The 23,324-nt window shown below is 64.2% G+C and carries 18 protein-coding genes; 4 read left to right on the top strand and 14 right to left on the bottom strand.

Going from position 1 to position 23,324, the window contains the following annotated elements:
• Positions 1–85: 85 nt before the first annotated feature.
• The 4 genes from mutT to ACED18_RS15480 all read right to left on the bottom strand — a co-directional run bounded on the left by mutT (position 86) and on the right by ACED18_RS15480 (position 3,572).
• Positions 86–520 carry an 8-oxo-dGTP diphosphatase MutT gene (mutT, locus tag ACED18_RS15495; protein WP_377293806.1) on the bottom strand — a complete coding sequence of 145 codons (435 nt, stop codon included), beginning with the start codon at positions 518–520 and terminating at the stop codon, positions 86–88.
• Positions 521–1,303, bottom strand: a complete 783-nt coding sequence (locus tag ACED18_RS15490; RefSeq protein WP_377293804.1) for a GNAT family N-acetyltransferase — start codon at positions 1,301–1,303, stop codon at positions 521–523.
• 4 nt (positions 1,304–1,307) lie between these two features.
• Positions 1,308–2,549 (bottom strand): bifunctional glutamate N-acetyltransferase/amino-acid acetyltransferase ArgJ, encoded by a 1,242-nt coding sequence (gene argJ, locus ACED18_RS15485; protein ID WP_377293802.1) that lies wholly within the window; start codon positions 2,547–2,549, stop codon positions 1,308–1,310.
• 135 nt (positions 2,550–2,684) lie between these two features.
• The gene (locus ACED18_RS15480) at positions 2,685–3,572 is read right to left on the bottom strand and encodes a peptidylprolyl isomerase (RefSeq protein WP_377293800.1); all 888 of its coding nucleotides are present in this window, start codon (positions 3,570–3,572) and stop codon (positions 2,685–2,687) included.
• 246 nt (positions 3,573–3,818) lie between these two features.
• Between ACED18_RS15480 and secA the strand changes: the two genes are divergently transcribed.
• From secA to ACED18_RS15465, 3 genes are all read left to right on the top strand, one after another.
• Positions 3,819–6,524: a preprotein translocase subunit SecA gene (gene secA, locus ACED18_RS15475; RefSeq protein WP_377293798.1), complete on the top strand. Its 2,706-nt coding sequence runs from the start codon at positions 3,819–3,821 to the stop codon at positions 6,522–6,524.
• A 175-nt stretch (positions 6,525–6,699) separates the two neighbouring features.
• Complete coding sequence (locus tag ACED18_RS15470) at positions 6,700–8,118, top strand: lipopolysaccharide biosynthesis protein (protein WP_377293796.1); 1,419 nt, start codon at positions 6,700–6,702, stop codon at positions 8,116–8,118.
• Positions 8,118–9,395 (top strand): GNAT family N-acetyltransferase, encoded by a 1,278-nt coding sequence (locus ACED18_RS15465; RefSeq protein ID WP_377293794.1) that lies wholly within the window; start codon positions 8,118–8,120, stop codon positions 9,393–9,395. The genes ACED18_RS15470 and ACED18_RS15465 overlap by 1 nt, the downstream gene beginning before the upstream one ends.
• 1 nt (position 9,396) lies before the next feature.
• Here ACED18_RS15465 and ACED18_RS15460 read toward each other — a convergent pair whose 3' ends face one another.
• From ACED18_RS15460 to ACED18_RS15415, 10 genes are all read right to left on the bottom strand, one after another.
• Positions 9,397–11,037, bottom strand: a complete 1,641-nt coding sequence (locus ACED18_RS15460) for an AMP-binding protein (protein ID WP_377293792.1) — start codon at positions 11,035–11,037, stop codon at positions 9,397–9,399.
• Positions 11,038–11,108: 71 nt separating this feature from the next.
• A complete protein-coding gene (locus ACED18_RS15455) occupies positions 11,109–12,134 on the bottom strand; it encodes a glycerol-3-phosphate dehydrogenase (protein ID WP_377293790.1) in 1,026 nt (341 codons plus the stop codon).
• A gap of 127 nt (positions 12,135–12,261) precedes the next feature.
• Positions 12,262–14,310 carry a bifunctional aldolase/short-chain dehydrogenase gene (locus ACED18_RS15450; RefSeq protein ID WP_377293788.1) on the bottom strand — a complete coding sequence of 683 codons (2,049 nt, stop codon included), beginning with the start codon at positions 14,308–14,310 and terminating at the stop codon, positions 12,262–12,264.
• Between the two features lie 241 nt (positions 14,311–14,551).
• Positions 14,552–15,616 (bottom strand): ABC transporter ATP-binding protein, encoded by a 1,065-nt coding sequence (locus ACED18_RS15445; RefSeq protein WP_377293786.1) that lies wholly within the window; start codon positions 15,614–15,616, stop codon positions 14,552–14,554.
• A gap of 57 nt (positions 15,617–15,673) precedes the next feature.
• Positions 15,674–16,399: an SDR family oxidoreductase gene (locus ACED18_RS15440; protein WP_377293784.1), complete on the bottom strand. Its 726-nt coding sequence runs from the start codon at positions 16,397–16,399 to the stop codon at positions 15,674–15,676.
• Between the two features lie 73 nt (positions 16,400–16,472).
• On the bottom strand, positions 16,473–17,969 hold the full coding sequence (locus ACED18_RS15435) for an ABC transporter substrate-binding protein (protein ID WP_377293782.1): 1,497 nt from the start codon (positions 17,967–17,969) through the stop codon (positions 16,473–16,475).
• 87 nt (positions 17,970–18,056) lie between these two features.
• Positions 18,057–18,938, bottom strand: coding sequence for a carbohydrate ABC transporter permease (locus tag ACED18_RS15430; protein ID WP_377293780.1), 882 nt, complete (start codon positions 18,936–18,938; stop codon positions 18,057–18,059).
• A 2-nt stretch (positions 18,939–18,940) separates the two neighbouring features.
• Entirely contained in the window at positions 18,941–19,828 is an 888-nt protein-coding gene (locus tag ACED18_RS15425; RefSeq protein WP_377293778.1) for a carbohydrate ABC transporter permease, read from the bottom strand.
• Positions 19,829–19,972: 144 nt separating this feature from the next.
• On the bottom strand, positions 19,973–20,794 hold the full coding sequence (locus ACED18_RS15420; RefSeq protein ID WP_377293776.1) for an HAD-IIB family hydrolase: 822 nt from the start codon (positions 20,792–20,794) through the stop codon (positions 19,973–19,975).
• A gap of 4 nt (positions 20,795–20,798) precedes the next feature.
• Entirely contained in the window at positions 20,799–22,154 is a 1,356-nt protein-coding gene (locus tag ACED18_RS15415) for a sn-glycerol-1-phosphate dehydrogenase (RefSeq protein WP_377293774.1), read from the bottom strand.
• Positions 22,155–22,295: 141 nt separating this feature from the next.
• Between ACED18_RS15415 and ACED18_RS15410 the strand changes: the two genes are divergently transcribed.
• A complete protein-coding gene (locus ACED18_RS15410; RefSeq protein WP_377293772.1) occupies positions 22,296–23,267 on the top strand; it encodes a sugar-binding transcriptional regulator in 972 nt (323 codons plus the stop codon).
• Positions 23,268–23,324 lie beyond the last annotated feature (57 nt).

Here is a 23,324-nt window from a genome sequence, read left to right as displayed (position 1 = left end):
TTGAGCAGGCAAACCTGCCGCGAGGCTTGAATTGTCACCGAACAGGATAAACGATTGATTAATGCCGGCCGCAAAAGGCCGTTGTTCACAACAGATCGATAAGGAATGGAATGAGCGGTTCGTCAGCCGGCGGCATCGGATAGTCGCGCAGGGCCTTCGGGCGCACCCACTTGATCGACTGGCCCTCGCGCCCGTGCGGCACGCCCTCGAAACGGCGGCAGACGTACAGCGGCATGAGCAGATGGAAAGTCTCGTAGGTGTGGCTGGCAAAGGTCAGTGGCGCCAGGCACTCCACCTTGGTGGCAATCCCAAGCTCTTCCTCAAGCTCGCGGATCAGGGTTTCCTCGGGCGTCTCGCCTGGTTCCACCTTGCCGCCGGGAAATTCCCAGAGCCCGGCCAGCGACTTGCCCTCCGGCCGCTGTGCCAGAAGAATACGCCCGTCCGCATCGACCAGCGCACAGGCCGCCACGAGAACGATCTTGCGGCCGGCAGTCGGCGTGGCGGATGTCGGATCACTCATTCAGGCGCCTCCCGGGCGGCGATAGACGTATCGGTAGACTTCGGAAAAGCCGAAACTTTCGTAAAGCGCAAGGGCCGGTGCATTCTCGGCGCCGACAGCAAGCCATGCCTTTCGGGCGCCCTTCAGCGCCGCCCAACGCAGCGCCGCCGCCAGAATGTTACGGCCAAGTCCCTGACGCCGGAAAGCTGGCGCGACGGCGATCTGATGCAGGCCGCAAAGGTCATTGTCCTGCACCGCGAGCGCCACCGCAGACGGCTCGCCGTCCGGCTCCTCGAAGAGAAAAAGCCCGGTCTCGGCGCGGATTGCATTGATCACTTCGCTGAGACCCGCCTTGCCGCGCGCATCCTCTCCGCAGATCGCGAGGCGTGCATCCACGAAACGGGCGAGATCCTTGACGGGCAAGTGTTCAACGGTTGCCGGATGGACAGCAACCGGAAGATCCACGGCCATCACGATGCTTTCTTCCAGCAGCGACCATCCCGCCGCGTCGAGATGGGCGGCCAGCACCGGCGAGCAGAGCGGTGTCTGCCGCACCGTCAGCGGACGGCCGTATTCGGCAAAGCGCGTGCCGGCCCGCGAAAGCCGCGCGGCAAGGTTGCCATGATCGGACGGGTCGAGCGGATTGACGGAGTTGAGGCGCTTCGAACCATGACCGGCCGTCAGCCTGACCAGCCAGCTACCGTCATAGTGCACGGAGGCCGCAGGCCAGGACCGGAAACCGACAGCCTCCAGCCGCCGCACCATGGGCAGATCGATCCTGCCACGCTCCGTACCGGCCACCATGGCGTCAGCTCCGGTAGTCGCCGTTGATCTCGACATAGGCCTTCGTCAGGTCGCAGGTGTAGACCGTCGCGCGGCCGAGACCGATCCCGAGATCGACGCGGATTGGAATGTCTTCCTGCTCCATCACGGCCGTGGTCGCAGCCTCGTCATAGGAGGGATCGCGCTCGCCCTCGAAGGCGACGCGCACATTTCCGAACCAGATCGACAGGCGGTCACGGTCGGCATGCTCTCCAGCCTTGCCGACAGCCATCACGACCCGGCCCCAATTGGCATCCTCACCGGCGACGGCAGTCTTGACGAGCGGCGAATTGGCGATCGACAGGGCGATGCGCTTGGCGGCGGCATCATTTTCGGCCCCCTCGACGGTCACTTCGACCATCTTGCGCGCACCTTCGCCATCACGAACCACCTGCAAGGCGAGGTTCTTCAGAACGGTATTCAGTGCGCTGCGGAAGCTGTCGAGACGCGGATCCCCGCCATCCTCGATGCGGACCTGGCCTTCGCCGGCCGCAGCACCCGTTGCGAAGAGAAGCAGCGTATCGGACGTGGAGGTGTCGCTGTCCACGGTCACCGAATTGAAGCTCGGCGCGACACCGGCAGAAAGCAGAGCCTGCAGCGCGCTCGGCGCAATATCGGCATCGGTGACGACGAAGGAAAGCATGGTGGCCATATCAGGTGCGATCATGCCCGCACCCTTGGCGATGCCATTGATGCGCACCGGCACGCCGCCGATGTCGGCGGTGGCGGTCGCGACCTTCGGATAGGTATCGGTCGTCATGATCGCTTTGGCCGCTTCCAGCCAGAAATCCTCCGTCGCCGATGTCGCGAGATCGCCAAGCACGCCGGAGAATTTCGTGGCATCCAGCGGCTCGCCGATGACGCCGGTCGAGGCCAGGAAGACCTCTCGCGTCGAGCAGCCGATGGCCTCGGCAGCGGCTTCCGCCGTCATCTGCGTGGAGGCACGACCCTTGCTGCCGGTAAAGGCATTGGCATTGCCGGAATTGACGACCACGGCTCGCGCCACGCCGCCCGACAGGTTCTGCCGGCAGAAATCGACCGGAGCGGACGGGCACTTGGAGCGGGTGAAGACGCCGGCGACAGCCGCAGGCGCGTCAAACACCATCATCAGCACATCGGTGCGCCCCTTGTACTTGATGCCGGCGGCGGCAGTGGCCATGCGTACGCCGCGGACGGGCGGCATGTCGACATAGGTCTTGGGAGCGAGCGGCGAAACGGGATGGGTCATGACAGGTCCGGTCGTCAGCGTGAAGTCTTCGATGGAAAGCTTGGCGAATGAATCGTCCCGGCGCAACGGGGCGCCGGGACGGGGCAGTCTGGCATCGATTTGTATCCGTCCTGCGACGGTACCACCGTTACCGTGTCAGTTGGCCGGGGCCGGCTTGGCGGCGTCTTCGGCAGAGACCGGCTTGTTGGCCTCTTCGTAGGCCTTCTTCAGCGCCGGATCGGCAATGTCGACGGGGGTTTCGGCGCGAGCCTTTTCGAGCACGGCCATGTACTTGTCGCGCATGACGAGCTGGCGCACCTGCTGCTCGACCTGATCGAGAGCCGGCGGGGCCTTGGGGCGCTTGTCCTCGACGAGAATGACGTGATAGCCGAACTGCGTCTTCACCGGGGTCTTGGTGTAGGCACCCTTGTCGAGCGCGAAGGCCGCGTCCTCGAATTCCTTGACCATGCGGCCCTTGGTGAAATAGCCGAGATCACCGCCATCGGCCTTGTTCGGGTCGGTGGACTTTTCCTTGGCCAGATCTTCGAACTTCTTGCCGGCGTCGAGTTCGGCGATCACGGCCTTGGCCTCATCCTCGGTCTTGACGAGGATGTGGCGCGCCTTGACCTCTTCTTCCTTCGGAAGGGCGGCAATTTCCTTCTCGTAGCGTGCCTTGACCTCTTCCGGCGTCACGGCATCAACGACATGCTTCTTGAAGTAGGCGTTGTGCAGTTCGCGGTCGATGATGTAGCCGAGGCGCTGCTTGTAGTCCGGGTCGTTTTCCAGACCTTCCGCCTTGGCGTCCTTGGCGAGCAGCTTCACGTCAATGATACCGGAGAGAGCGGCGATGCGCTTCTGGTCGTCGGGAAGCTGCTGCAGCTGCGGATCGAGACTGCCGATGGCAAGGTTAAGCTCCGACTGCTTGACCTCCTGGTCGCCGATCTTTGCGACCACCGGATCGGCAGCATCCTGCGCCATGGCCGCGCCGCCAAGCGTCAGCACCGCAACGAAAGCGGCCGTGGCAAGCATCCTCTGTCTGAACATCTGAAAATGACCTTTCAACTCGGTTGACGGGGCGGCGATGGACCGCTCGTGGCAGCTCGGAAAGCACCGGAATGTGGCCGTTTCATAGCCTCTGGCGCCCCGGACTGCCGTTGACATAACTCGGACCCCCTCTTATCTGTCACGCAACCTCGCGTCCACAAAAGTTTCCGGGCGGGAACGGGCCCGCCGTCGGTCTTGACGCGTCGCGGGCCGACACCCGGCAGATGAGAAAGAAAGGACCATTTGATGGTCAGCCTCGGCGGCATCGCCCGCAAGCTCTTCGGTTCGTCCAACGATCGCCGCATCCGCAACTACCGTCCGCGCGTGGAAGCGATCGGCAAGCTCGAAGCCGAGATGAAGGCGCTCTCCGATGCCGAGCTCCAGGGCAAGACGGCTCAGTTCAAGGCGGAACTTGCCGCTGGCAAGACGCTGGACGACATTCTCATCCCCGCCTTCGCCGTCGCCCGTGAAGCTGCGCGCCGCACGCTCGGCATGCGCCCCTTCGACGTGCAGCTGATGGGCGGCATGATCCTGCACGAGCGCTCGATCGCCGAAATGAAGACCGGCGAAGGCAAGACGCTTGTCGCGACGCTGCCTGTCTATCTCAACGCGCTCGCCGGCAAGGGCGTGCATGTCGTGACCGTCAACGACTACCTCGCCAGCCGCGACGCGACGATCATGAGCAAGCTCTACGGCTTCCTCGGCCTGTCCACCGGCATCATCGTCCATGGCCTGTCCGATGACGAGCGCCGCGCCGCCTACGCCGCCGACATCACCTACGCCACGAACAACGAACTCGGCTTCGACTATCTGCGCGACAATATGAAGTACGACCGCCGCCAGATGGTGCAGCGCGACCACTTCTTCGCCATCGTCGACGAAGTGGACTCGATCCTCGTCGACGAAGCGCGCACGCCGCTCATCATCTCCGGCCCGCTGGATGATCGTTCCGACCTCTACAACACGATCAACGCCTTCATCCCGCTTCTGTCGCCGGAAGACTACGAGATCGATGAGAAGCAGCGCTCGGCCAATTTCTCCGAAGAGGGCACCGAGAAGCTCGAGGGCCTGCTGCGTCAGGCCGGCCTTCTGAAGGGCGAGAGTCTCTACGACATCGAGAACGTGGCGATCGTCCACCACGTCAACAACGCGCTGAAGGCCCACAAGCTCTTCCAGCGCGACAAGGACTATATCGTCCGCAACGACGAGATCGTCATCATCGACGAGTTCACGGGCCGCATGATGCCGGGCCGGCGCTATTCCGAAGGCCAGCACCAGGCGCTGGAAGCCAAGGAACACGTCACGATCCAGCCCGAGAACCAGACGCTCGCCTCGATCACCTTCCAGAACTATTTCCGCATGTACGACAAGCTGGCCGGGATGACCGGTACGGCATCGACGGAAGCCGAGGAATTTGGCAACATCTACGGCCTCGACGTCGTGGAAGTGCCGACCAACCTGCCAATCCAGCGCCGCGACGAGGACGACGAGGTCTACCGGACCGCGGAAGAGAAGTACAAGGCGATCATCACCGAGATCAAGGAAGCCAGCGGCCGCGGCCAGCCAATCCTCGTCGGCACCACCTCGATCGAGAAGTCCGAACTTCTGGCCGAGATGCTGCGCCGTGAAGGCTTCAAGGACTTCCAGGTCCTGAACGCCCGTTACCACGAGCAGGAAGCCTATATCGTCAGCCAGGCCGGCGTGCCCGGCGCCGTCACCATCGCCACCAACATGGCCGGTCGTGGTACGGACATCCAGCTCGGCGGCAATGCCGACATGCGCATCGAGCGCGAACTGGCCGGCGTCGAGCCGGGCCCCGAACGCGACGCGCAGGAAGCGGCGATCCGCGAAAACATCAAGGCGCTGAAGGAAAAGGCGCTCGCTGCCGGCGGCCTCTACGTTCTCGCCACCGAACGTCATGAAAGCCGCCGCATCGACAACCAGCTGCGCGGCCGTTCCGGCCGTCAGGGCGACCCGGGCCGCTCCAAGTTCTATCTGTCGCTCCAGGACGACCTGATGCGCATCTTCGGCTCCGAGCGCATGGATTCCATGCTGCAGAAGCTCGGCCTGAAGGACGGCGAGGCCATCGTCCATCCCTGGATCAACAAGGCACTCGAACGCGCCCAAAAGAAGGTCGAAGCCCGCAACTTCGACATCCGCAAGAATCTGCTGAAATATGACGATGTGCTGAACGACCAGCGCAAGGTGATATTCGAGCAGCGCATCGAGCTGATGGACGCCGAAAGCGTGACCGAAACCATCGGTGACATGCGCCATGAAGTCATCGAGGACATTGTCGCCAAGCGCATTCCGGAAAAGGCCTATGCCGAGCAGTGGGACATCGAAGGCCTCAACAACGATGTCCGCGGTATCCTGAACCTCGACCTGCCGGTCGCCCAGTGGGCTGCCGAGGAAGGCATCGACGAGGCCGATATCCGCGAGCGCATCACTGAGGCCGCTGACAAGGCCGCAGCCGACCGCGCCGAACGTTTCGGGCCGGAGATCATGAACTATGTCGAACGCTCGGTGATCCTGCAGACGCTCGACCACCTCTGGCGCGAGCACATCGTCAACCTCGACCACCTGCGCTCCGTCATCGGCTTTCGTGGCTACGCCCAGCGCGATCCGCTGCAGGAATACAAGTCCGAGGCCTTCGAGCTCTTCAATGCGCTGCTTGGCAACCTGCGCCAGACCGTCACCGCACAGATGATGCGCGTCGAGATCGTTCAGGAAGCCGCCCAGGCGCCGCAGCCGGCCCCGCCGGAAATGGAAGCCCACCACATCGACGCCTCCACCGGCGAGGATGAATTTGCCGGCGGCTACCAGGCTGTCGCTGCGTCGGACCGCGATCCGCAGGATCCGTCGAGCTGGGGCATGGTCGGCCGCAACGAGCCCTGCCCCTGCGGCTCCGGCAAGAAGTACAAGCACTGCCATGGCGCACTGGAAGCCTGAGGCGCCAGCCTTTCCACGAAGGCACCGAAAGCATGCATCGGCCGCTCCGCAAGGGGTGGCCGTTCTGCATTGTGAGACCGCCGCAACATCGGGAACCTCGTCCTTACCCAACGCTTTGTTAACGCTGTTCGGGCAAGAGTAGCGCCAGTGTGTTCTGCGTCCGGGTAGTGCGTTCATGTCAGCGGTAGAGCCAGCAGAAGGGCTGCAGCGGGGCCTTGCGTCCAAAGCCTTCGGCATCATCGCCAAGGTTGTCGATGCCCTGCGCGGAAATGATGCGCGCGCGCTGGCGCAGCGCATGGCGCTGATCGCCTTTGCGGTGCGCGTGCTCTCGGCCGCTATCGCCTTCGTTTCGCAGATCATTCTCGCGCGCCTGATGGGCGAGTTCGAATACGGCATCTTCGTCTTCGTCTGGTCGCTCGCCGTTCTCTTCGGCAATCTTTCCTGCTTCGGCTTTCACTCCACCATCATCCGCTTCCTGCCGGGATACGGCGCGGCCGGCGCAACGGCCGAGATCCGCGGCATCATGGCCACGGTGCGGATCTTTGCGATGGGCGCTGCCACCGTCCTGGCAACCGTCGGCCTCGCCGGCATCTGGCTGGCAGGCGATCTGATCGAGGACTACTACCTCGTGCCGCTCTATCTCGGCATCTTCCTCCTGCCGATGATCGCACTCGGCGACGTCATGGAAGGAACCGCACGCGCCCATAGCTGGGCCCTGCGCGCGCTGAGCCCCACCTACATCGTGCGGCCCCTGCTGATCCTTGTCTTCATGATGCTTTTTGCGGCCTCCGGTGAACCGCATACGGCAAAGATCGCCATGACGGCCGCCATGGCTGCGACCTACGTGACGAGTGTCGGACAGTACATCCTGCTGACCCGCAAGCTGCGCCGTCACTATCCACGCGGACCGCTCGCCATTGATTTCGCCACATGGCTGAAGGTCGCGGCGCCCATCTTCCTCATCGAGGGCTTCGGCTTCCTGCTGACCAATTCCGACGTCATCGTCGTCGGGCTTTATCTCGATCCCGAAAGCGTCGCCATCTACTTCGCCGCCGCCAAGACCATGGCGTTGGTGCAGTTCGTGATGTTTTCGGTCAAGGCGGCCTCGGCGCCCCGCTTCTCCGCCGCCATGGCCGAGAAGGATCGCGGCCATCTAGCATCGATCGCGGTGGAAAGTGCCCGCTGGGCCTTCTGGCCCTCGCTGGGCATCGGCGCGCTCGTGCTTCTGGCGGGCCCCTTCCTGCTGTCGCTCTTCGGCCCGGCCTTCCATGCCGGATATCCGCTGATGTTCATCCTGTTCACCGGCATGATGGCCAAGGCGCTGGTCGGCCCGGCGGAAGCCTTTCTGACCATGGCCGGCCAGCAGCGGCTCTGCGCCATGCTCTACGCCACGGCACTCATCATCAACGTAACCCTCAACGTGACGCTCATCCCCGCCTTCGGCCTCATGGGCACGGCGGGCGCCACCGCAGGCGCGATGGTCTGCGAGGCGTTGATGCTGCATCTCGCCGTGCGCCGCACCTTCGGCATCACGCTGTTTGCTTTCGCGCGCCTCCCCGCGCCGTCCACATCCCTGAAGACTGGAATATCCTGATGGAACGCTTTCAAGTCACCGCAGATATCGCGGCAAAGACCGGCGGTTACCTTGCCGGCTTCAATCGTGCCCAGCAGGACGAACCGAAACCCGAGATCCGCATCGAGGTCGGTCGTCCCGGCCGTTCGCTGAGCATCTATCCCGCGACGGCCGGCTACGAGCTGCAGCAGGAACTGGAGTTCCTGTCGAACCGCGCCATCGAGCCGAACGTCTTCTTCACCGGCAATTTCCTGGCGCCCGCAATGCCGCGCCTGGAGGACCGCGTCGTCAAGCTGGCAATCCTGCGCGATTTCAAGGAAGAAAGCAGCCGCCTGCGGTTCCTGATGCCCTTCTCCGTGGAGCGTCCCGGTTTTGCCATGGGCGCGCCGATCATCCGGGCCTGGTCCAATCCTTTCGGTCCGCTGGGTGTTCCCCTCGTCGATGCCGAGGAGGCCTCCGTCACGATCGACAACCTGTTGGAAGCCCTGCGCGATCCGAAGATCGGCCTGCCGCGCATCCTGGTGCTGCCGGACATGCGCATGAAAGGCAAGGTCGCCCAGCTGGTGCGGGCTGTCGCGATCGGTCGCAACCTGCCGCTGACGGTGACGGACGCCGTCCAGCGCCCCATGCTCGAAAGTCTGCTGGACGGCGAAGCCTATCTGCGCAACGCGATCAGCCCGCAGCATTTCCGCGAGCTGCGCCGTCAGTGGAACAAGCTGGAGCAAATGGGCCGGCTGACCTACACGGTCGCCCGCCAGCCGGCAGAAGTCCGTGCCAGACTGGAAGACTTCCTGTCGCTGGAAGCAAGTGGCTGGAAGGGCGAGGAGCGCTCCGCACTCGTCATGGATCGCTACCGCGCCGCCTTCACCCGTGAGGCCGTGACCAATCTCGCGGAAGTCGACGGCGTGCGCATCCACACGCTCAACCTCGACAACAAGCCGATCGCCGCCATGGTCGTCTTCATCATGGCCGGTGACGCCTATACCTGGAAAACGGCCTATGACGAGACCTATGCGCGCTATTCCCCCGGCAAGCTTCTGGTGGCCGAACTGACGGCATGGCATCTGGACGACGCCAACATTCTGCGAACCGACAGCTGCGCCGTTCCCGACCACCCGGTCATGAGCCGTCTGTGGGAAGAGCGCGACGAGATCGGCAGCATCGTCATCGGCCTTGACCAGAACCGTGACCGCGACGTGCGCCAGGTGGCCGCCCAGCTTCACCTCTACCGCAACACCCGCAACATCGCCCGACTGCTGCGTGAAAAGATCCGCGCGCTGTCGCCATCGCGCCGTTGAGCTATTCCGCGGCGTGGGCCGCCTCGGCCACCGCCCGCTCGCGCAGCAGGCGGCGGATCACCTTGCCGGAGGTCGTCAAGGGCAGGGCATCGACGAAAGCGACCTCGCGCGGATATTCGTGCATGGAAAGCCGCGTCTTCACCCACTCGGCGATCTCGCGTCCAAGGGCCGCAGACGGCTGGTGGCCGGGCGTTAGCACGACATAGGCCTTGACGATCTCGGTGCGCACCGCATCCGGCTTGCCCACGACAGCGGCGAGCTGTACGGCCGGATGGCCGACCAGGCAATCCTCGATCTCGCCCGGCCCGATCCGGTAGCCGGAGGATGTGATGACATCGTCATCGCGCCCGAAGAAGGTGAAATAGCCATCCCGATCCATGACGCCTTGATCGCCCGTCGTCATCCAGTCGCCGATGAACTTGCGCTCCGTCGCCTCGTCCTTTTTCCAGTAGCCGAGGAACATCACCGGGTCCGGCCGCCGGACGGCCACCTGTCCCACCGTTCCGGCCGGCAGTTCACGGCCCTGCGCATCGATGATCGCCACGCGATGGCCGGGCGCGGCCTTGCCCATCGAACCACCCTTGATGACCCCGCAGGCAGCCGACGAGGAGAGAACGATGTTGCATTCCGTCTGGCCGTAGAACTCGGCGACCTCGATGCCGAGCGCATCCCGCGCCCATTCGAAGGTCTCGCGTCCCAGCGCCTCGCCGGCCGAGCCGATGGTGCGCAGGTTGAGCCGGTAGCGCTCGCGCGGCCGCTCCACCGCCTTCATCAGCCGAAGCGCGGTCGGCGGGATGAAGGCATTGCGCACATCCATCTCTTCCAGAATGCGGAAGGCCATGTGCGGGTCGAATTTCTGCGCCGGCGAGGAGACAACGGGCAAGCCGAACAGCAGCGACGGGAGAAGCGCATTCAGCAAGCCACCCGCCCAGGCCCAGTCGGCCGGTGTCCACATGCGGTCGCCCGGCTGCGGCAGGAAATCGTGGTGGAACTGGAACCCGGGGACATGGCCGAGCAGCACGCGATGCCCGTGCAGCGCGCCCTTCGGTGGGCCCGTGGTGCCGGAAGTATAGATCATCATGGCCGGATCGTCCGGCCCGGTATCGGCAATGGCCGCGATCGGATCATGCGCCGCCACGAGCGCCCGGAAGGACAGGGTCTCTCCCGCCGCTTCCGTCGAAACCACAAGGCGCAGATCCGGCAGCTCCTTCCGGATCGCGGCAAGCCGCCCCGCCCCGAAGCCGTTGGTCACGATCGCCGCCGCACCGGCATCCTTCAGCCGGTAGGACAGCGCCTCGGCGCCGAAAAGCAGCGCCAGCGGCAGCGCGATCGCGCCGAGCTTGTAGATGCCGGCATGGGCGATCGCAGCCTCGAAACCCTGCGGCAGAAGGATCGCGACCCGATCGCCGGCACGCACACCGTTTGCCGCAAGCGCTGCGGCAAAGCGCGAGGACTGGTCGGCAAACGCACCGTAGGTCAGCCGCTGGTGGTGGCCGTCGGGGGAGAAATGCTCCAGACAGATCCGATCGGGCTCGCGCGTCGCCCAGGCGTCCGAGACGGCCGCGCCGATGTTAAAGCGCGGCGGGATGGCCCATTCGAAGCGGGCGATCAGCGCGTCGTAATCACGAATGGCAGGCAGCATCGCAATGTCCTTTGCTGCACTGCACCTATCATCCGGCGAGCGCGGTGACAATTGCGCGATATCGCAAGGGATCAGGCAAACAGCGTCCGGAAGTCGAAGTCGAGCTTTCCGCCGCCCAGCACGGCATCGACGATGGCCCAGGCGAGCGGGAAATCCCGACGCGTCTGCGGCAACGTCTTCAGCAGATCGACCAGCACGCGGGCGGTGTCGATCCCCTCGACCGTCTCGCCGGAGAGCTCCGCCCCCATGATGTCGTCAACACTACGATCCTTGCCGAGCCCATGCCCGAGCCGGCTGTTGCGCCCGCCGCCGACCGTCACATGCAGGTCGCCGATGCCGGCGAGATCGAAGGCCGTCTCGCGCCGCCCGCCGATCTTTTCGCACAGCGTCGCCATCTCGGCTGCCGCCTGCGTGAAGGCCGCCGCCGTCGGGTTCTTCGACTGCCCGTCGGCGCGTGCGGTATCGGGATAGCGGGTCTGCATGGCGCTGACGCCGATGGCGAAGAAGTTCTTCAGCGCTGCGCAGCATTCCACGCCCGTCGCATCGTCGGTGATATCGAGCCGATAATAGGGCGTGCGCATCAGGGAGCGCGCAAAATCGGCCGCCGCCCGGTCGCGGCAGGAATAAACGCTGGTTGTCGGGTAACGGTTGGCCAGTTCGCGCGCGATGCAAGGGCCGCCAATGCCGATGAAGGACGCGATCGTCTTCACCTGCCCCGGAATGGTCTCGGCATAGGAAACGATCCGCCCGTCCTGCCGGTCGAGCCCCTTCGTCACGAAGGCGACAGGCTTCGGCACGTGCAGCGTTTCGTTCAGCCTCTCAATGGCCCAGGGAATGCCGGGGCTGCTGACGCCGATGATGACGAGATCGGCCGCTGCCATGTGCTCCGGCGTCAGCTCGGCATTGGACAGAATCGTGACGCCTGGCGCCAGCGGATGATCAAGCTTCGGATGCACGCCGCCCGGCGTCTTCAGACGTTCGATGACCGCGCCGTCAAGCGGCGTCCCGACGATGGTCACCGCATGCCCGTTGTCCGCCGCCGGCACGGCCAGCGCCGTGCCCATCACACCCGCACCGAGGATCAGGATCCCTGCCATATCACACGCACCTTCCCGGATGGCACCGCGCCATCCGCCGTTCCAGACAATATCGCCCCCACCCTGGCAAGGGCCATCGTGAGATGAAAGCGTGCCGAAACCCCTGTTCCGGCACGGTTCCTTTCCGTCAACGCATCATCGCCGCGACATTGCCGCCATCGACAGTCAAGACCGCCCCTGTCGAGGTCCGGGCCTTGGCGAGATGCACGAAGGCGGCCGCGACATCCGCGCCCGTCACTTCGCGCCGCACCAGATTGCCGCGCATGTATTCCTCCGCCGAGATGCCGCGCGCCTTCGAACGGTCGGCCACCATCTGGTCGGTCATGAGCCCCGTGCGGATACGATCCGCATTGACCGCATTGGACGTGATGCCGGAGGCGCCATGCTCGATCGCATATTGGCGCATCAGCGCCATCAGCGCCGCCTTCGACGTGCCATAGGGGCCGAAATCGGCACCCGGGTTCACGGCCTGCTTGGAGACGTTGAAGACGATGGAGCCGCCGGTCTTCTGCGTCTCCATCACCTTCACGACGGCGCGCGCCATGTAGTGATGGCTCCAGAAGTTGAGGTCGAAGGCCTTGCGGAACGTCTCCTCATCCACCGACACCAGCTTGCCCTGGAAGGCGGCACCGGCATTCGAGATCAGGATATCGACGCCGCCGAAATGGCCGGCGACCTTGGCGACCGCCGCATCGACCGCTTCGGGCTTCGTCACGTCGCAGACCACGGGCAGCGCACCGAGGCGCTTTGCCTCCCGCGTCAGGGCCTCCTCGGAAATGTCGACCAACGCGATCTCCGCACCTTCCGCCTTCAGCGCTTCGGCGACCGCAAGGCCGAGACCGCTGGCACCGCCGGTGACGATGGCAACCTGACGCGTCAGCGGCTTTTCCTGCACCTTGGTCAGCTTCACCTGCTCCAGCGACCAGTATTCGAGGTCGAACAAATCCTCTTCCGACAGGGCCTCGAAGGCATCGATGCCTTCCGCATTGGTGATGACGTTGATGGTCGCCTCGATCACGTCGGCGCCGACAAGCGCATTCTTGCGCGCCGCGCCGGCCGAGAAGATGCCGACACCGGCCACGTAGAAGGCGCGCGGCATCGGGTCGAGCATCTTCTTGATGCCGCCGACGCGGGCATTGTTGCGCTCGAAATAGGCGGTGTATTCGGCCTTGTAGTCGGCAACCGCCTTGCGCACCGTTTCCGCCCACTGGTCGAGCTCGCCGGCCACCGGCGCCGGCAGCGCCACGCCGAACCGCTTGATGTGGATGACATGCTCCGGCGTCGCATTGCCCCGGCGCACGAGGCTGTTGACGTTCTCGGCATTGCAGAAATCGAGGATCTTTTCGCCGGTGCGGTGCTCCAGCACGAAGCGCTTCGGCTGCCCCTCGACGCCCGTGTCGATGGCGATGGCGCCACGGATGATCGGGGCGATCTCGGCGGCGCTGGCAAGCTTGGCCGGAACGGCAACGCTCTTGAAGGGCTTCGGCCTGCCCTGCGCGATCCGCTTCTCAGCCTTGTCGATTTTCGCGATCATGTCCTCGTAGGAGGTGCGCGCATCCTCCGACCAGGTGAAGATGCCGTGCTTCAGGAGGATCATGCCATCGGCCTTGGGATTGGCCTTGAAGGCCTTGTCGCAGGCCTTGGCGAGATCGAAGCCGGGCATGACATAGGGCACGATGATCGCGTCCGGGAACAGCTCACGGACGATCTCTTCCCCATGCGGCTGGTTCGTTAGCGAGACAATGGCGTTCGCATGCGTATGGTCGATGTGCTTGAAGGGCAGCAGCGCATGCAGGATCGCTTCGACGGACGGGTTCGGCGCGGCCGGATCGATCAGCAGGCGACGCTGCAGCATGACCATGTCGTCATCCGACAGCGTCTCGAAATTGACCATCGCTTTCAGCGGATCGAGGCGCACGGCCGGCAGGCCCGGCGGCTCGATCGTGCCCATGTCCCAGCCGCTGCCCTTGACGCAGAGCACATCGACGCGCGACCCGTCCATCTCCTCGAAGGTCGTCTTCACCGACGTATTGCCGCCCCCATGCAGTACCAGCTCCGGATCGACGCCGAGCAGGCGCGTCGTATAGGTGCGGATCGCAAGATCGCGGTTGACGCCTTTGGCCACATAGGCATCGACGACGGATTTGAACTCCTGGTCAGACCAGCGGGACTTCATGGCATTTCCTTTCCTGCATCGCGCGCTCAGGCGCGCTGATCGTCAAACTCTGAAAGTAATCCGAGGCGCATGACGCATGCGCACCGAGAGAATTCCTGACACCGCCTCCCCTCCGTCATCCCCGGGCTCGCCCCGGGGATACACGCGGCCACCTCGGCGCTCGCCCATGGATGGTCGGGTCAAGCCCGACCATGACGACGGAGAAGACGGTGGCCCGCTTGGTCATTTCCGGCCTGCGCCCTCAGATGCGGACCTCCGTACCCGCATCGAAGACGTGAACCTTCGAGGGCGCGATGGCAAAACGCACCGTGCTGCCTTCCGGGTAGCGCGCCGCCTTGTCGACGACGGCGATGAACCGTCCCTCCGGCCCGTCGCAGAAGAGCTGCGCATCGTGGCCGAGACGTTCCTGAAGGATGGCCTTGGCGGAGAGCGTGCCGGCGTCGTCCACCACGAGGTCGCTCGGCCGCACGCCGACGACCACCTTCTGGCCGACCTTCGCCCGGCTGCCAGCCTCGATCATCACGCGGCCGGTCGCCGTATCCACAGCCGGCGCGCCATCGGCGGCGACCACCGTGCCCTGCAGGAAGTTGATCGCGGATGCGCCGATGAAGTCGGCGACATACTTGCTGGCAGGGCGGTCATAGACATCGTCGGGCGTGCCGATCTGCTCGATCTTGCCGGCCCGCATGACGACGATCTTGTCGGCCATGGTCATGGCCTCGATCTGGTCATGCGTGACGTAGATCGTCGTCGTCTTCAGCCGGTTATGGAGCTGTCTGATCTCGGTGCGCATATGGGCGCGCAGCTTGGCATCGAGGTTCGACAGCGGCTCGTCGAAGAGGAACACCGCCGCCTCGCGCACCATGGCGCGGCCCATGGCAACGCGCTGGCGCTGGCCGCCGGAGAGTTCCTTGGGATAGCGGTCGAGATAGGGCGTCAGGTTCAGCGTCGCCGCCGCCCACTCCACCCGCTTCTTGATCTCGGCCGGCGGTACCTTGGCCACTTCCAGACTGAAGGCGATGTTGTCGTAGACCTTCATCGTCGGATAGAGCGCATAGTTCTGGAACACCATGGCGATGGAGCGATCACGCGGATGCACGTCGTTGACGCGCTTGCCGTCGATCAGAAGGTCGCCTTCGCTGACCGTCTCCAACCCCGCCGTCATGCGCAAGAGGGTCGTCTTGCCGCAGCCGGAGGGACCGAGCAGCACGACGAACTCGTGATCCTCGATCTTGAAGGAAATGTCGCGCATGATGTTGAGGGCACCGAAGGACTTGCCGATGCGCTGATATTCCACGGTGGCCATGGGGCTCTCACTCCACTCTTTCTCGGTCGGCTGGCCGGTTTCGGCGGCGCGACGGGATCAGTATTTCTGCCGGGTCGGCGTGATGACGATTTCCTGGACGATCGCGCGCTGCGGCAGCTGGTAGGCGTCGAGGATCAGGTCCGCGACGATGTCGGCGGAGATGCCGCCGCCGATTGCCGCCTTGTTGGCGCGGTAGTTGGCGAGCGTCGTCTCGTCCTTCACATGGTCGAGCACTTCGGTATCGATGATGCCGGGCGACACCACGATGACGCGCACATCGTGCGGCGCCAGATATTCGCGCAGGCTTTCGGAAACGGCATGCACGAAGAACTTCGTGCCGCAATAGACGGTATGGTCCGGATAGACCTTCCGGCCGGCAATCGAGCTCATCATCACCAGCGTGCCGTGCTTGCGCTCGATCATGCCGGTCATCACGGCATGGACGCTGTTCATCACGCCCTTGGTGTTGATGTCGATCATCTCGTCCCATTCTTCCGGCGGCTGCCGGGCGATGTCGCCGAGCCGCGCAATGCCGGCATTGGCAAACATCATGTCAACCGGACCGAACTGGGCTTCCGCATCGGCGACGGCTGCCGCGATCCCCGCGCGGTCACGCACATCGACGGCTCTGAGCACCGCATTCGGCAGGCCGAGCGCCTCCAGACGATCAAGTCGGCGCGCCATCAGCAACACGGGATGGCCGGCCTTGGAAAAGGCACGCGCCACGGCTTCGCCAATGCCGGAGCTGGCGCCGGTGACGGCGATCAACGGTTTGTCGGACATGCTTTCCTCCCTCTTCTTCCACCTTGAAGGCAGGGCCGCGGCAGATGCCGCGACCCCGACTGGTCCGCCCGGATTAGCCCTTCAGGATCTCGCCGACCTGCTGGGCGATGCCGTCCATGGTCTCCTTGGCCGAGCCGCCGCTGCCGGCGAAATACTTGCCAAGCGCAACGGGGATCGTGTCGGAGGAGATCTGTGCCCATTCCGGCAGGTCCGGCTCCGAGCCCATGAACTTGTCGATCGTCTCGCGAACGACCGGCAGGTGGCGGGTGGTGCCGGCACCGACGCGGGCATTGGCCTTGACGCGCGGGTCGTCATAGACCGACGTACGGGTCGGGCCCGTGCCGCCGCCGAGCGTGGTGATGAGGGCCTGCGTGTCGGCGCAGGTTGCCCACTGCATGAAGATCCAGGCCGCATCCGGCGCCTTGGAATACTTGGACACCGCGAGCGAGGAACCGCCCTGGTGGCCGACGCCGGGGATTTCGCCGTAACCGCACTGGTCGGGCTTGCGCAGTGAAATCGGCTGCGGCGGGATGACGGCTTCGCAAAGGCCCGAAACCTTCGTCTGGGTCGGGTCGTCGAAATAGGGGAAGAACTCGCCCCAGGAGAGCATAGAGGCGGCAACGCCCTGCGCAATCGCCTGGCCCTGGCCGTCCCACGTCCACTGATCGACACCCGGCGGCATGATGGCCTTGAGCTTCGTATAGTAGTCGAGCGCGGCAAGACCCTGTTCGTCATTGCCCGAGAACTGCTTGTCGGCGTTGAAGATGGAGCCGCCATGGCCCCACAGCATCGACGTCCACTCGCATTCCAGCGCATAGTGACCGGACTTCATCTGGCCGGCATAGCCGAACATGTTCGGTCCCATCTCCTTCGAGATGGTCGCGGAGTTGGTGTACATTTCCTCGAAGGTCGTCGGCGCCTTGAGGCCGAGCTTCTCGTAGATGTCCTTGCGGTAGATCATGATGAAGATCGGGATGTCGTAGGGCACGCCCACCCAGCGGTCTTCATACTTCGAGATACCGTCCACCAGTGCCGGCATGAAGTCGTCGATGTTGTAGTTCGGCATGGCGAGATCGGGCTTGGCCTCGATCTGCTCGCGCGGATCGAAGACGTCCTGGCTGAAGGATGCCGCCCAGCTCTGGTCGATGTAGTAGAGGTCGTAGGTGCCGAGCGAGGAGGCGACGTCGAGCGTCAGCTTCTGCAGAACCTGCTCCAGCGGCAGAACCTCGATCTCGACCTTGATGCCGGTCGCTTCCTCGAAATACTTCTTGAGCTGCGAGTTGATGGCGTTCGACGGCGGCGTGGATTCGGTCGCAAGCTTCAGCGTCGTGCCGGCGAAGGGCTTGCCGACTTCCTTCAGCCAGGAAATGACCTCGGCCGAGGGCTGCAGCTGTTCCTGGGCCAGTGCCTTGTTCATCACGAAGGGACGGCTGCCCATGCCCATGCCGAGCGCCGTGGCGCCAAGGCCAAGCTTGCCGGCGGCGCCGAGGAATGACCGGCGATCCATCTGGCCGCGCACGAAGCGGTCCGTGATGTTGGCGAGATAGAATTTTCTGTCTTTCTCTTTCATGTTTTTCTCCTCCTCTATCCGGTGCCGGGTTTGGCACCTGATCTCCATTGTCCGAAGGACGGCCCTCTTCCCTGGCCGCCCGCCGAATTACTGTTTCAGCGATCCCATTGTCAGGCCGCGCACCAGATGGCGCTGCACCAGAAGGATCGTGATGAAGGCAGGCACGATCGCGGCAGCACCCAGCGCCGCCATGTTGCCCCAAGCCGTGCCGATCGAGGTCACGAAGGTGGACGAGACGACGGGCACAGTCTTCAGCCCCGTCTGCGTCAGCGTCAGCACGAACAGGAATTCCGTCCACGAAAAGATGAAGCAGAGCACGGCCGTCGCCGCGATCCCGCCCTTGGCCATGGGCAGCACGATGCGGCGGAAGATCGTCCAGCGCGAGGCGCCGTCGAGCAGCGCGCTCTCGTCGATCTCGGCCGGGATGTCGTCGAAGAAGCTCTTCAGGAGCAGCACGGCAAGCGGCAGATTCATGAGCCCATGGATCAGGATGACGCCAAGATAGGTGTCGAGCAGGTTGAACTGCTTGAAGATGAAGAACATCGGGATCGCGACAGCGACCGGCGGCATCATGCGGGTCGAAAGCACCCAGTTCACGAAATCATGCCGGCCACGGAAATTCATGCGGGACAGCGCATAGGAGGCAAGCGTCGCCACCACGATCGCCAGCACCGTCGAGAGCGATGCGACGACGATCGAATCCCAAAGGCGCGGCCCCATGTAGAAATTGCCGCCGCCCGGCGTCACGGCTTCCTGGTTGCCGAAGGAGAAGCCGAGCGAGATGCCGAAGACCTGCTCGAAATTGCGCACCGTCGGGTGGAAATCGAAGATGATCGGCGGCCAGTTGAAGATTTCCTTCGCGTCGCGGAAGGCAACCGACGTCCAGAAATAGATCGGGAAGAAGAACGCCCCGACGACGAGCCAGCCGGCGATGGTGCGAAGCGTGCGAGTGAATCGGCTCTGGTGCATGATTACCACCGTACCTTGGCGACGCGGATGAAGAGATTGGCAAGGACCATGATGATGACGAGGCTCGTCAGGCTGAGCGTCGCGCCATAACCCCATTTCAGGAAGGAGAAGGTCTGCTGCCAAGCGTAGAGGCTGAGCGTGTAGGTGGAGGTTCCCGGCCCGCCGGAGGTCATCACGAAAACGTAGTCGAAGACGCGGAAGAGATCGATGCCGCGCAGAAGGATGGCGACCGCAATCACCTTCGACATCATCGGCAGCGTGAGGCGCCGGAACATCTGGAAGGACGAGGCGCCGTCGATCATCGCTGCTTCATAGGGCTCGGTCGGCAGCGAGCGCAGGCCCGCCATGAAGATCAGCACCATGAAGGGTGTCCACTGCCAGATCTCGGCCAGGAGAACGCCGATGAGGGCCAGCGATGATGTCGCGAGGATCGGCGTCGATTTGTCGAGCACGCCGAGCTGGTTGAGGAAATAAGAAAGGACGCCGAATTGCGGGTCCTGCATCAGCAGGAACATCATGCCGGCGATCGCGGGAGGGATGACCAACGTCATGGACAGGATCGCACGCAGCGCCCCGAAGCCCGGCAATTCGGCGTCAAGCAGCAGCGCCACCGCCATGCCGAGCACCAGCTCGACGGTCAGCGCAATCACGAAATAGAGGAAGGTGACGCCAAGCGCCCCCCAGAAGCGGGTGTCATTCCACAGCTGCACCCAGTTGTCGAAGCCGACAAAGGCGAGTGTGCGCTTGCGCGGCACGAATTCGTGGAAGCTCAGCCAGACATTGTAGATCAGCGGATAGATCGTAAAGACGATCAGAAGCGCGATCAGCGGCGCGAGCCACGGCCACGGCGAATCCGAGATCGCAATGCGTTTGACCTGGGCAACGGACATGGCGCGTTTTCCTCCACGAGCGTCGCGCACCCTTTGCGGGCGTCGCCACGCTCCCTCCTCTTCTCAAGGTGCTCGAACGCAAAAGCGTCACGAACCCCATCTCCTCCAGGCCGTCAGCCCCGTCTCCCGCGGGACTGCGACCCCTTATTCAGCGGCGCGAACGCCGGATGCCGCACGCGCGGCAAGAATGCGGTCGGCAACCTCCACGAAGCCGTGACCACCTTCCTTCGCCGCCACATAGGCCGGTTCCGCATCCATGCGTCCCCGAAAGGCCAGCACGTTGGCGACGCCGCAGGCATGTGGAAAGAAGCCGAACATCGGCGCATCGTTCGGGCTGTCGCCGACAAAGACCACCTTCTCCTTGTCGGCATCGATATCGAAGCCGAGCACCTCGGCCGCAAAGCGCCGCGAGGTCGTCAGCTTGTCGTAGTCGCCGTACCAACCGTTGACGTGGATGGACGACACCTTGGCGACCGCGCCCTCCTCCTCGAAGATCGCCTTGATGCGATCGACCGAGGCAACGGGGAGCGCCGGCACGTCCTCGCAGAAGTCGACCGCAAGATCAGCCTCGCGGTAGAGCTGGTCGGCCGAGATCGCCGCACCCGGTACTTCCGCCAGAACGCGCGCGCGAACCGTCACCAGCCGCTGGCGGTCAGCGGCGCGCTGCGCCTCGGCGACCGCGAAGACGCGGCGCATGCGGCGCGCCTTTTCGTCGTAGGAAAAGTAGAAGGCCCCGTTTTCGCCAACGACACCGGCCACCGGCCACATGCGGGCGATCATGTCGCACCAGCCGGCCGGACGTCCGGTAATCGGTGCGACCGCAACGCCGCTTGCGCTCAGCCGCTCCAGCGCATCATAGGCTACAGCCGGCAGACGCCCTTCATTGGTCAGCGTGTCGTCGATATCGCAGAACAGCACCGAAATTCCGGCGGCGACATCAAGCGGCATGTCGGAAACGGGACGCATCGGCTCACTGCTCCCGCGCTGCGAGATCGGCAAGCAGACCTTCGTCGGCGGCAATGTCGACGAAGGAATAGCGGTTGCGCATCTCGCGGCTGTGGATCACGGCCTCGCGGTAGAAATCGACGGGCAGGCCGAGATCGGCCGCCGTCATCGGCCCGCCGGCATCCCGCAGCATCTGCTCCATCTCCTCAACAGGAAGGGCAAAGGCCTGCAGCTCCTTGCGCAGCGTCGGCCACATGTCGGCAAGCTTCTCGTTGATGGCAGCAGCGCCGTTCGCGTCGAAGATCTTCGGCTGGATCTCGGCAAAGCACTGCGCCGCGATTTCGTCGCCCATGCGCTGCGCCATGTCGGCCGGATCGATGACCGTTGGACGGATCACCGGCGGCTTTTCGCTTTCCAGGTAATGCCGCTGGATCCGCGCCATGGTGAGCGTCGCCACGCCGACCTGCTGGCCATGCAGCGTGCCGGGATGCCTGTCGCCGGCAAAGCAGTCGATGTAATGCGAGATCTGGTGCTCACCCATCGAGCCATGGTTCGACATGCCCGTGAAGGAAACGCCGAGGCCGCAGAGCGTCAGCACCCGGTGCAGATAGCCGTTGGCAGCGATATCCCCGTCCGCAAGACCGGCCGCCCGGGCATTGAGTTCGTCCTCGTCCTTCTGCTGCAGCACGTAGGGCACGGTCGAATAGAGGCTGCCGAGCAGGCGATGCGACATCCACCAGTCAACTTGCGCGACCGAGCGCACCAGGCAGTCCGCAAAGCCGGACGCCGAAAGATAGCGCGGCGCAGCCGCCGTGACGCCGAGGTCGATGAAGAAGCCGGAGGGCGCATGCGAGGGCAGCGAGACCTTGAGCCCGCTCTCGAGCGTGATCGAGGCCGTCGTGGAGGTATAGCCGTTCATGGAGGCCGCCGTGCCGAAGACGGCATAGCGGCGATTGGTCTTGCCGGTCACGAACTTGCAGAGATCGTTGATCGTGCCGGAGCCGACCGCAACGACCGCCTCGGCACCCTGAAGCTTATCCGTGAGATCGGCGACGGCCGCCATGTCGGCATGGGGATGGTCGAGAATGACGGTTTCGACCGGACCGAGAGCCTTCAGCGCCTTCGCGACACGAGAGCCCATGGCATCCCAGGTGGCGTGATCGGCAACGACCGTGAACCGCTCGCCCAGCTTCAGCGCAGCCACCAGATCGGCCTCGGCCCCATCGAGGCTTTCTTCGATGACGATGCTTTCATAGGGAACCGTCGCGGTCTTGCCGGTCTCCGGATTGACCCAGCGGCCAGCCAGCACGTCGTCGATCAGCGCGGTCCAGCCGCCTGCGGGCGCGTTCGTTGCGATGCCCGCTTTCCTTGCCGTTTCCATGTTCCCACGTCCGTTTTTGGTTCGTTATGCACAAATGACAACAGCCAATGTCAATTGTCAAGACACATGACAGGCCTCGTTGACAAATGACATTGGCTTGGTCCAGATATCGCCATGGCAAAGGACCCGAGCGCGGACAGAATGAGCGGCAAAAACGGCGAGGAATCCGGGGCGCAGGTGCCCACGGAATTCGACGACGCGATCATGTGGGCCGCCTGGCTCTACTATGCCGACCAGATGACGCAGAGCGAGATCGCCAAGACGCTCAAGGTCTCGCGCGCCACCATCGTCAACTATCTGCAGGAAGCCCGCGAACGCGGCATCGTCTCGGTCAACATCAGCCCCGCTGCCGGCAGCCGCACCAGCATTGCCCGCGCCCTGATGGAACGTTTCGGCCTCGAAGGTGCCTTCGTCATTCCAAGCACGGATGATGCAAGTCTTGCCGAGCGTCTGGGGGATGCCGGCGCGCGCGTCCTCGCCGACCAGATCGCCGATGGCGACACGATCGGCGTCGCCTGGGGCCGCACCGTCCTGGCGGCCGCCGATCGCATCGCGCTTGCCAGGCCCTTGCGCAATCTCACCGTCGTGCAGGTGTCGGGCAGCTCGACCGGCGAGCCGGAGTTCTCTCCCGAACTCTGCACCTCGCTTTTGTCGAACCGTATCCATGCGCGCTGCGTGAACCTTCTGGCGCCGGCCGTGCTTTCCACCCGCGCGCTGAAGGCTGCCCTTCTGGCCGAGCCGATCCTGCAGAAGCAGATGGAACTCGTGCATTCCGCCAACCGCATCCTCTTCGGCGTCGGCGACATCGGCCCGCGCGCCACGGTGCGCGTCGCCTGCATCGCCAGCAACGAGGAACTGGACGATTACGTCGCGCGCGGCGCCGTGGCGGTCATCATCGGCCGCTTCATCGATGCCCATGGCAAGCCGGTCGGCGGCGATCATGACGAACGCATGGTCGGCATCACGCTCGACGAGCTGATGCAGGTGCCGAGCCGTCTCTGTCTGGCCGGCGGCGCAACAAAACTCGCCGCCATTACCGCGACGCTGAACGCCGGCTACGCCACGCATTTCGTCACCGACATGAAGACGGCGGAGGCCCTGTTGTCGCGGTAGGAGGCGACGGCAGAGCCGGGGAAAGACCGGGTGAACGAGGCACCCGGGAAATGAATT

Source organism: Rhizobium sp. SG2393, assembly GCF_042610495.1.
Lineage (GTDB): Bacteria > Pseudomonadota > Alphaproteobacteria > Rhizobiales > Rhizobiaceae > RU20A.
Note: the sequence above shows the minus strand (reverse complement) of the source record. Positions and strands in the feature narration are given on the sequence as shown.

Coding starts and splice junctions, on each gene's coding strand:
- ACED18_RS15420 (WP_377293776.1), bottom strand. CDS start 20,794: ATGCGTCCCGTTTCCGACATGCCGCTTGATGTCGCCGCCGGAATTTCG.
- ACED18_RS15450 (WP_377293788.1), bottom strand. CDS start 14,310: ATGAAGTCCCGCTGGTCTGACCAGGAGTTCAAATCCGTCGTCGATGCC.
- ACED18_RS15455 (WP_377293790.1), bottom strand. CDS start 12,134: ATGGCAGGGATCCTGATCCTCGGTGCGGGTGTGATGGGCACGGCGCTG.
- secA (WP_377293798.1), top strand. CDS start 3,819: ATGGTCAGCCTCGGCGGCATCGCCCGCAAGCTCTTCGGTTCGTCCAAC.
- ACED18_RS15425 (WP_377293778.1), bottom strand. CDS start 19,828: ATGTCCGTTGCCCAGGTCAAACGCATTGCGATCTCGGATTCGCCGTGG.
- ACED18_RS15415 (WP_377293774.1), bottom strand. CDS start 22,154: ATGGAAACGGCAAGGAAAGCGGGCATCGCAACGAACGCGCCCGCAGGC.
- argJ (WP_377293802.1), bottom strand. CDS start 2,549: ATGACCCATCCCGTTTCGCCGCTCGCTCCCAAGACCTATGTCGACATG.
- ACED18_RS15445 (WP_377293786.1), bottom strand. CDS start 15,616: ATGGCCACCGTGGAATATCAGCGCATCGGCAAGTCCTTCGGTGCCCTC.
- ACED18_RS15430 (WP_377293780.1), bottom strand. CDS start 18,938: ATGCACCAGAGCCGATTCACTCGCACGCTTCGCACCATCGCCGGCTGG.
- ACED18_RS15410 (WP_377293772.1), top strand. CDS start 22,296: ATGAGCGGCAAAAACGGCGAGGAATCCGGGGCGCAGGTGCCCACGGAA.
- ACED18_RS15470 (WP_377293796.1), top strand. CDS start 6,700: ATGTCAGCGGTAGAGCCAGCAGAAGGGCTGCAGCGGGGCCTTGCGTCC.
- mutT (WP_377293806.1), bottom strand. CDS start 520: ATGAGTGATCCGACATCCGCCACGCCGACTGCCGGCCGCAAGATCGTT.
- ACED18_RS15440 (WP_377293784.1), bottom strand. CDS start 16,399: ATGTCCGACAAACCGTTGATCGCCGTCACCGGCGCCAGCTCCGGCATT.
- ACED18_RS15435 (WP_377293782.1), bottom strand. CDS start 17,969: ATGAAAGAGAAAGACAGAAAATTCTATCTCGCCAACATCACGGACCGC.
- ACED18_RS15465 (WP_377293794.1), top strand. CDS start 8,118: ATGGAACGCTTTCAAGTCACCGCAGATATCGCGGCAAAGACCGGCGGT.
- ACED18_RS15490 (WP_377293804.1), bottom strand. CDS start 1,303: ATGGTGGCCGGTACGGAGCGTGGCAGGATCGATCTGCCCATGGTGCGG.
- ACED18_RS15480 (WP_377293800.1), bottom strand. CDS start 3,572: ATGTTCAGACAGAGGATGCTTGCCACGGCCGCTTTCGTTGCGGTGCTG.
- ACED18_RS15460 (WP_377293792.1), bottom strand. CDS start 11,037: ATGCTGCCTGCCATTCGTGATTACGACGCGCTGATCGCCCGCTTCGAA.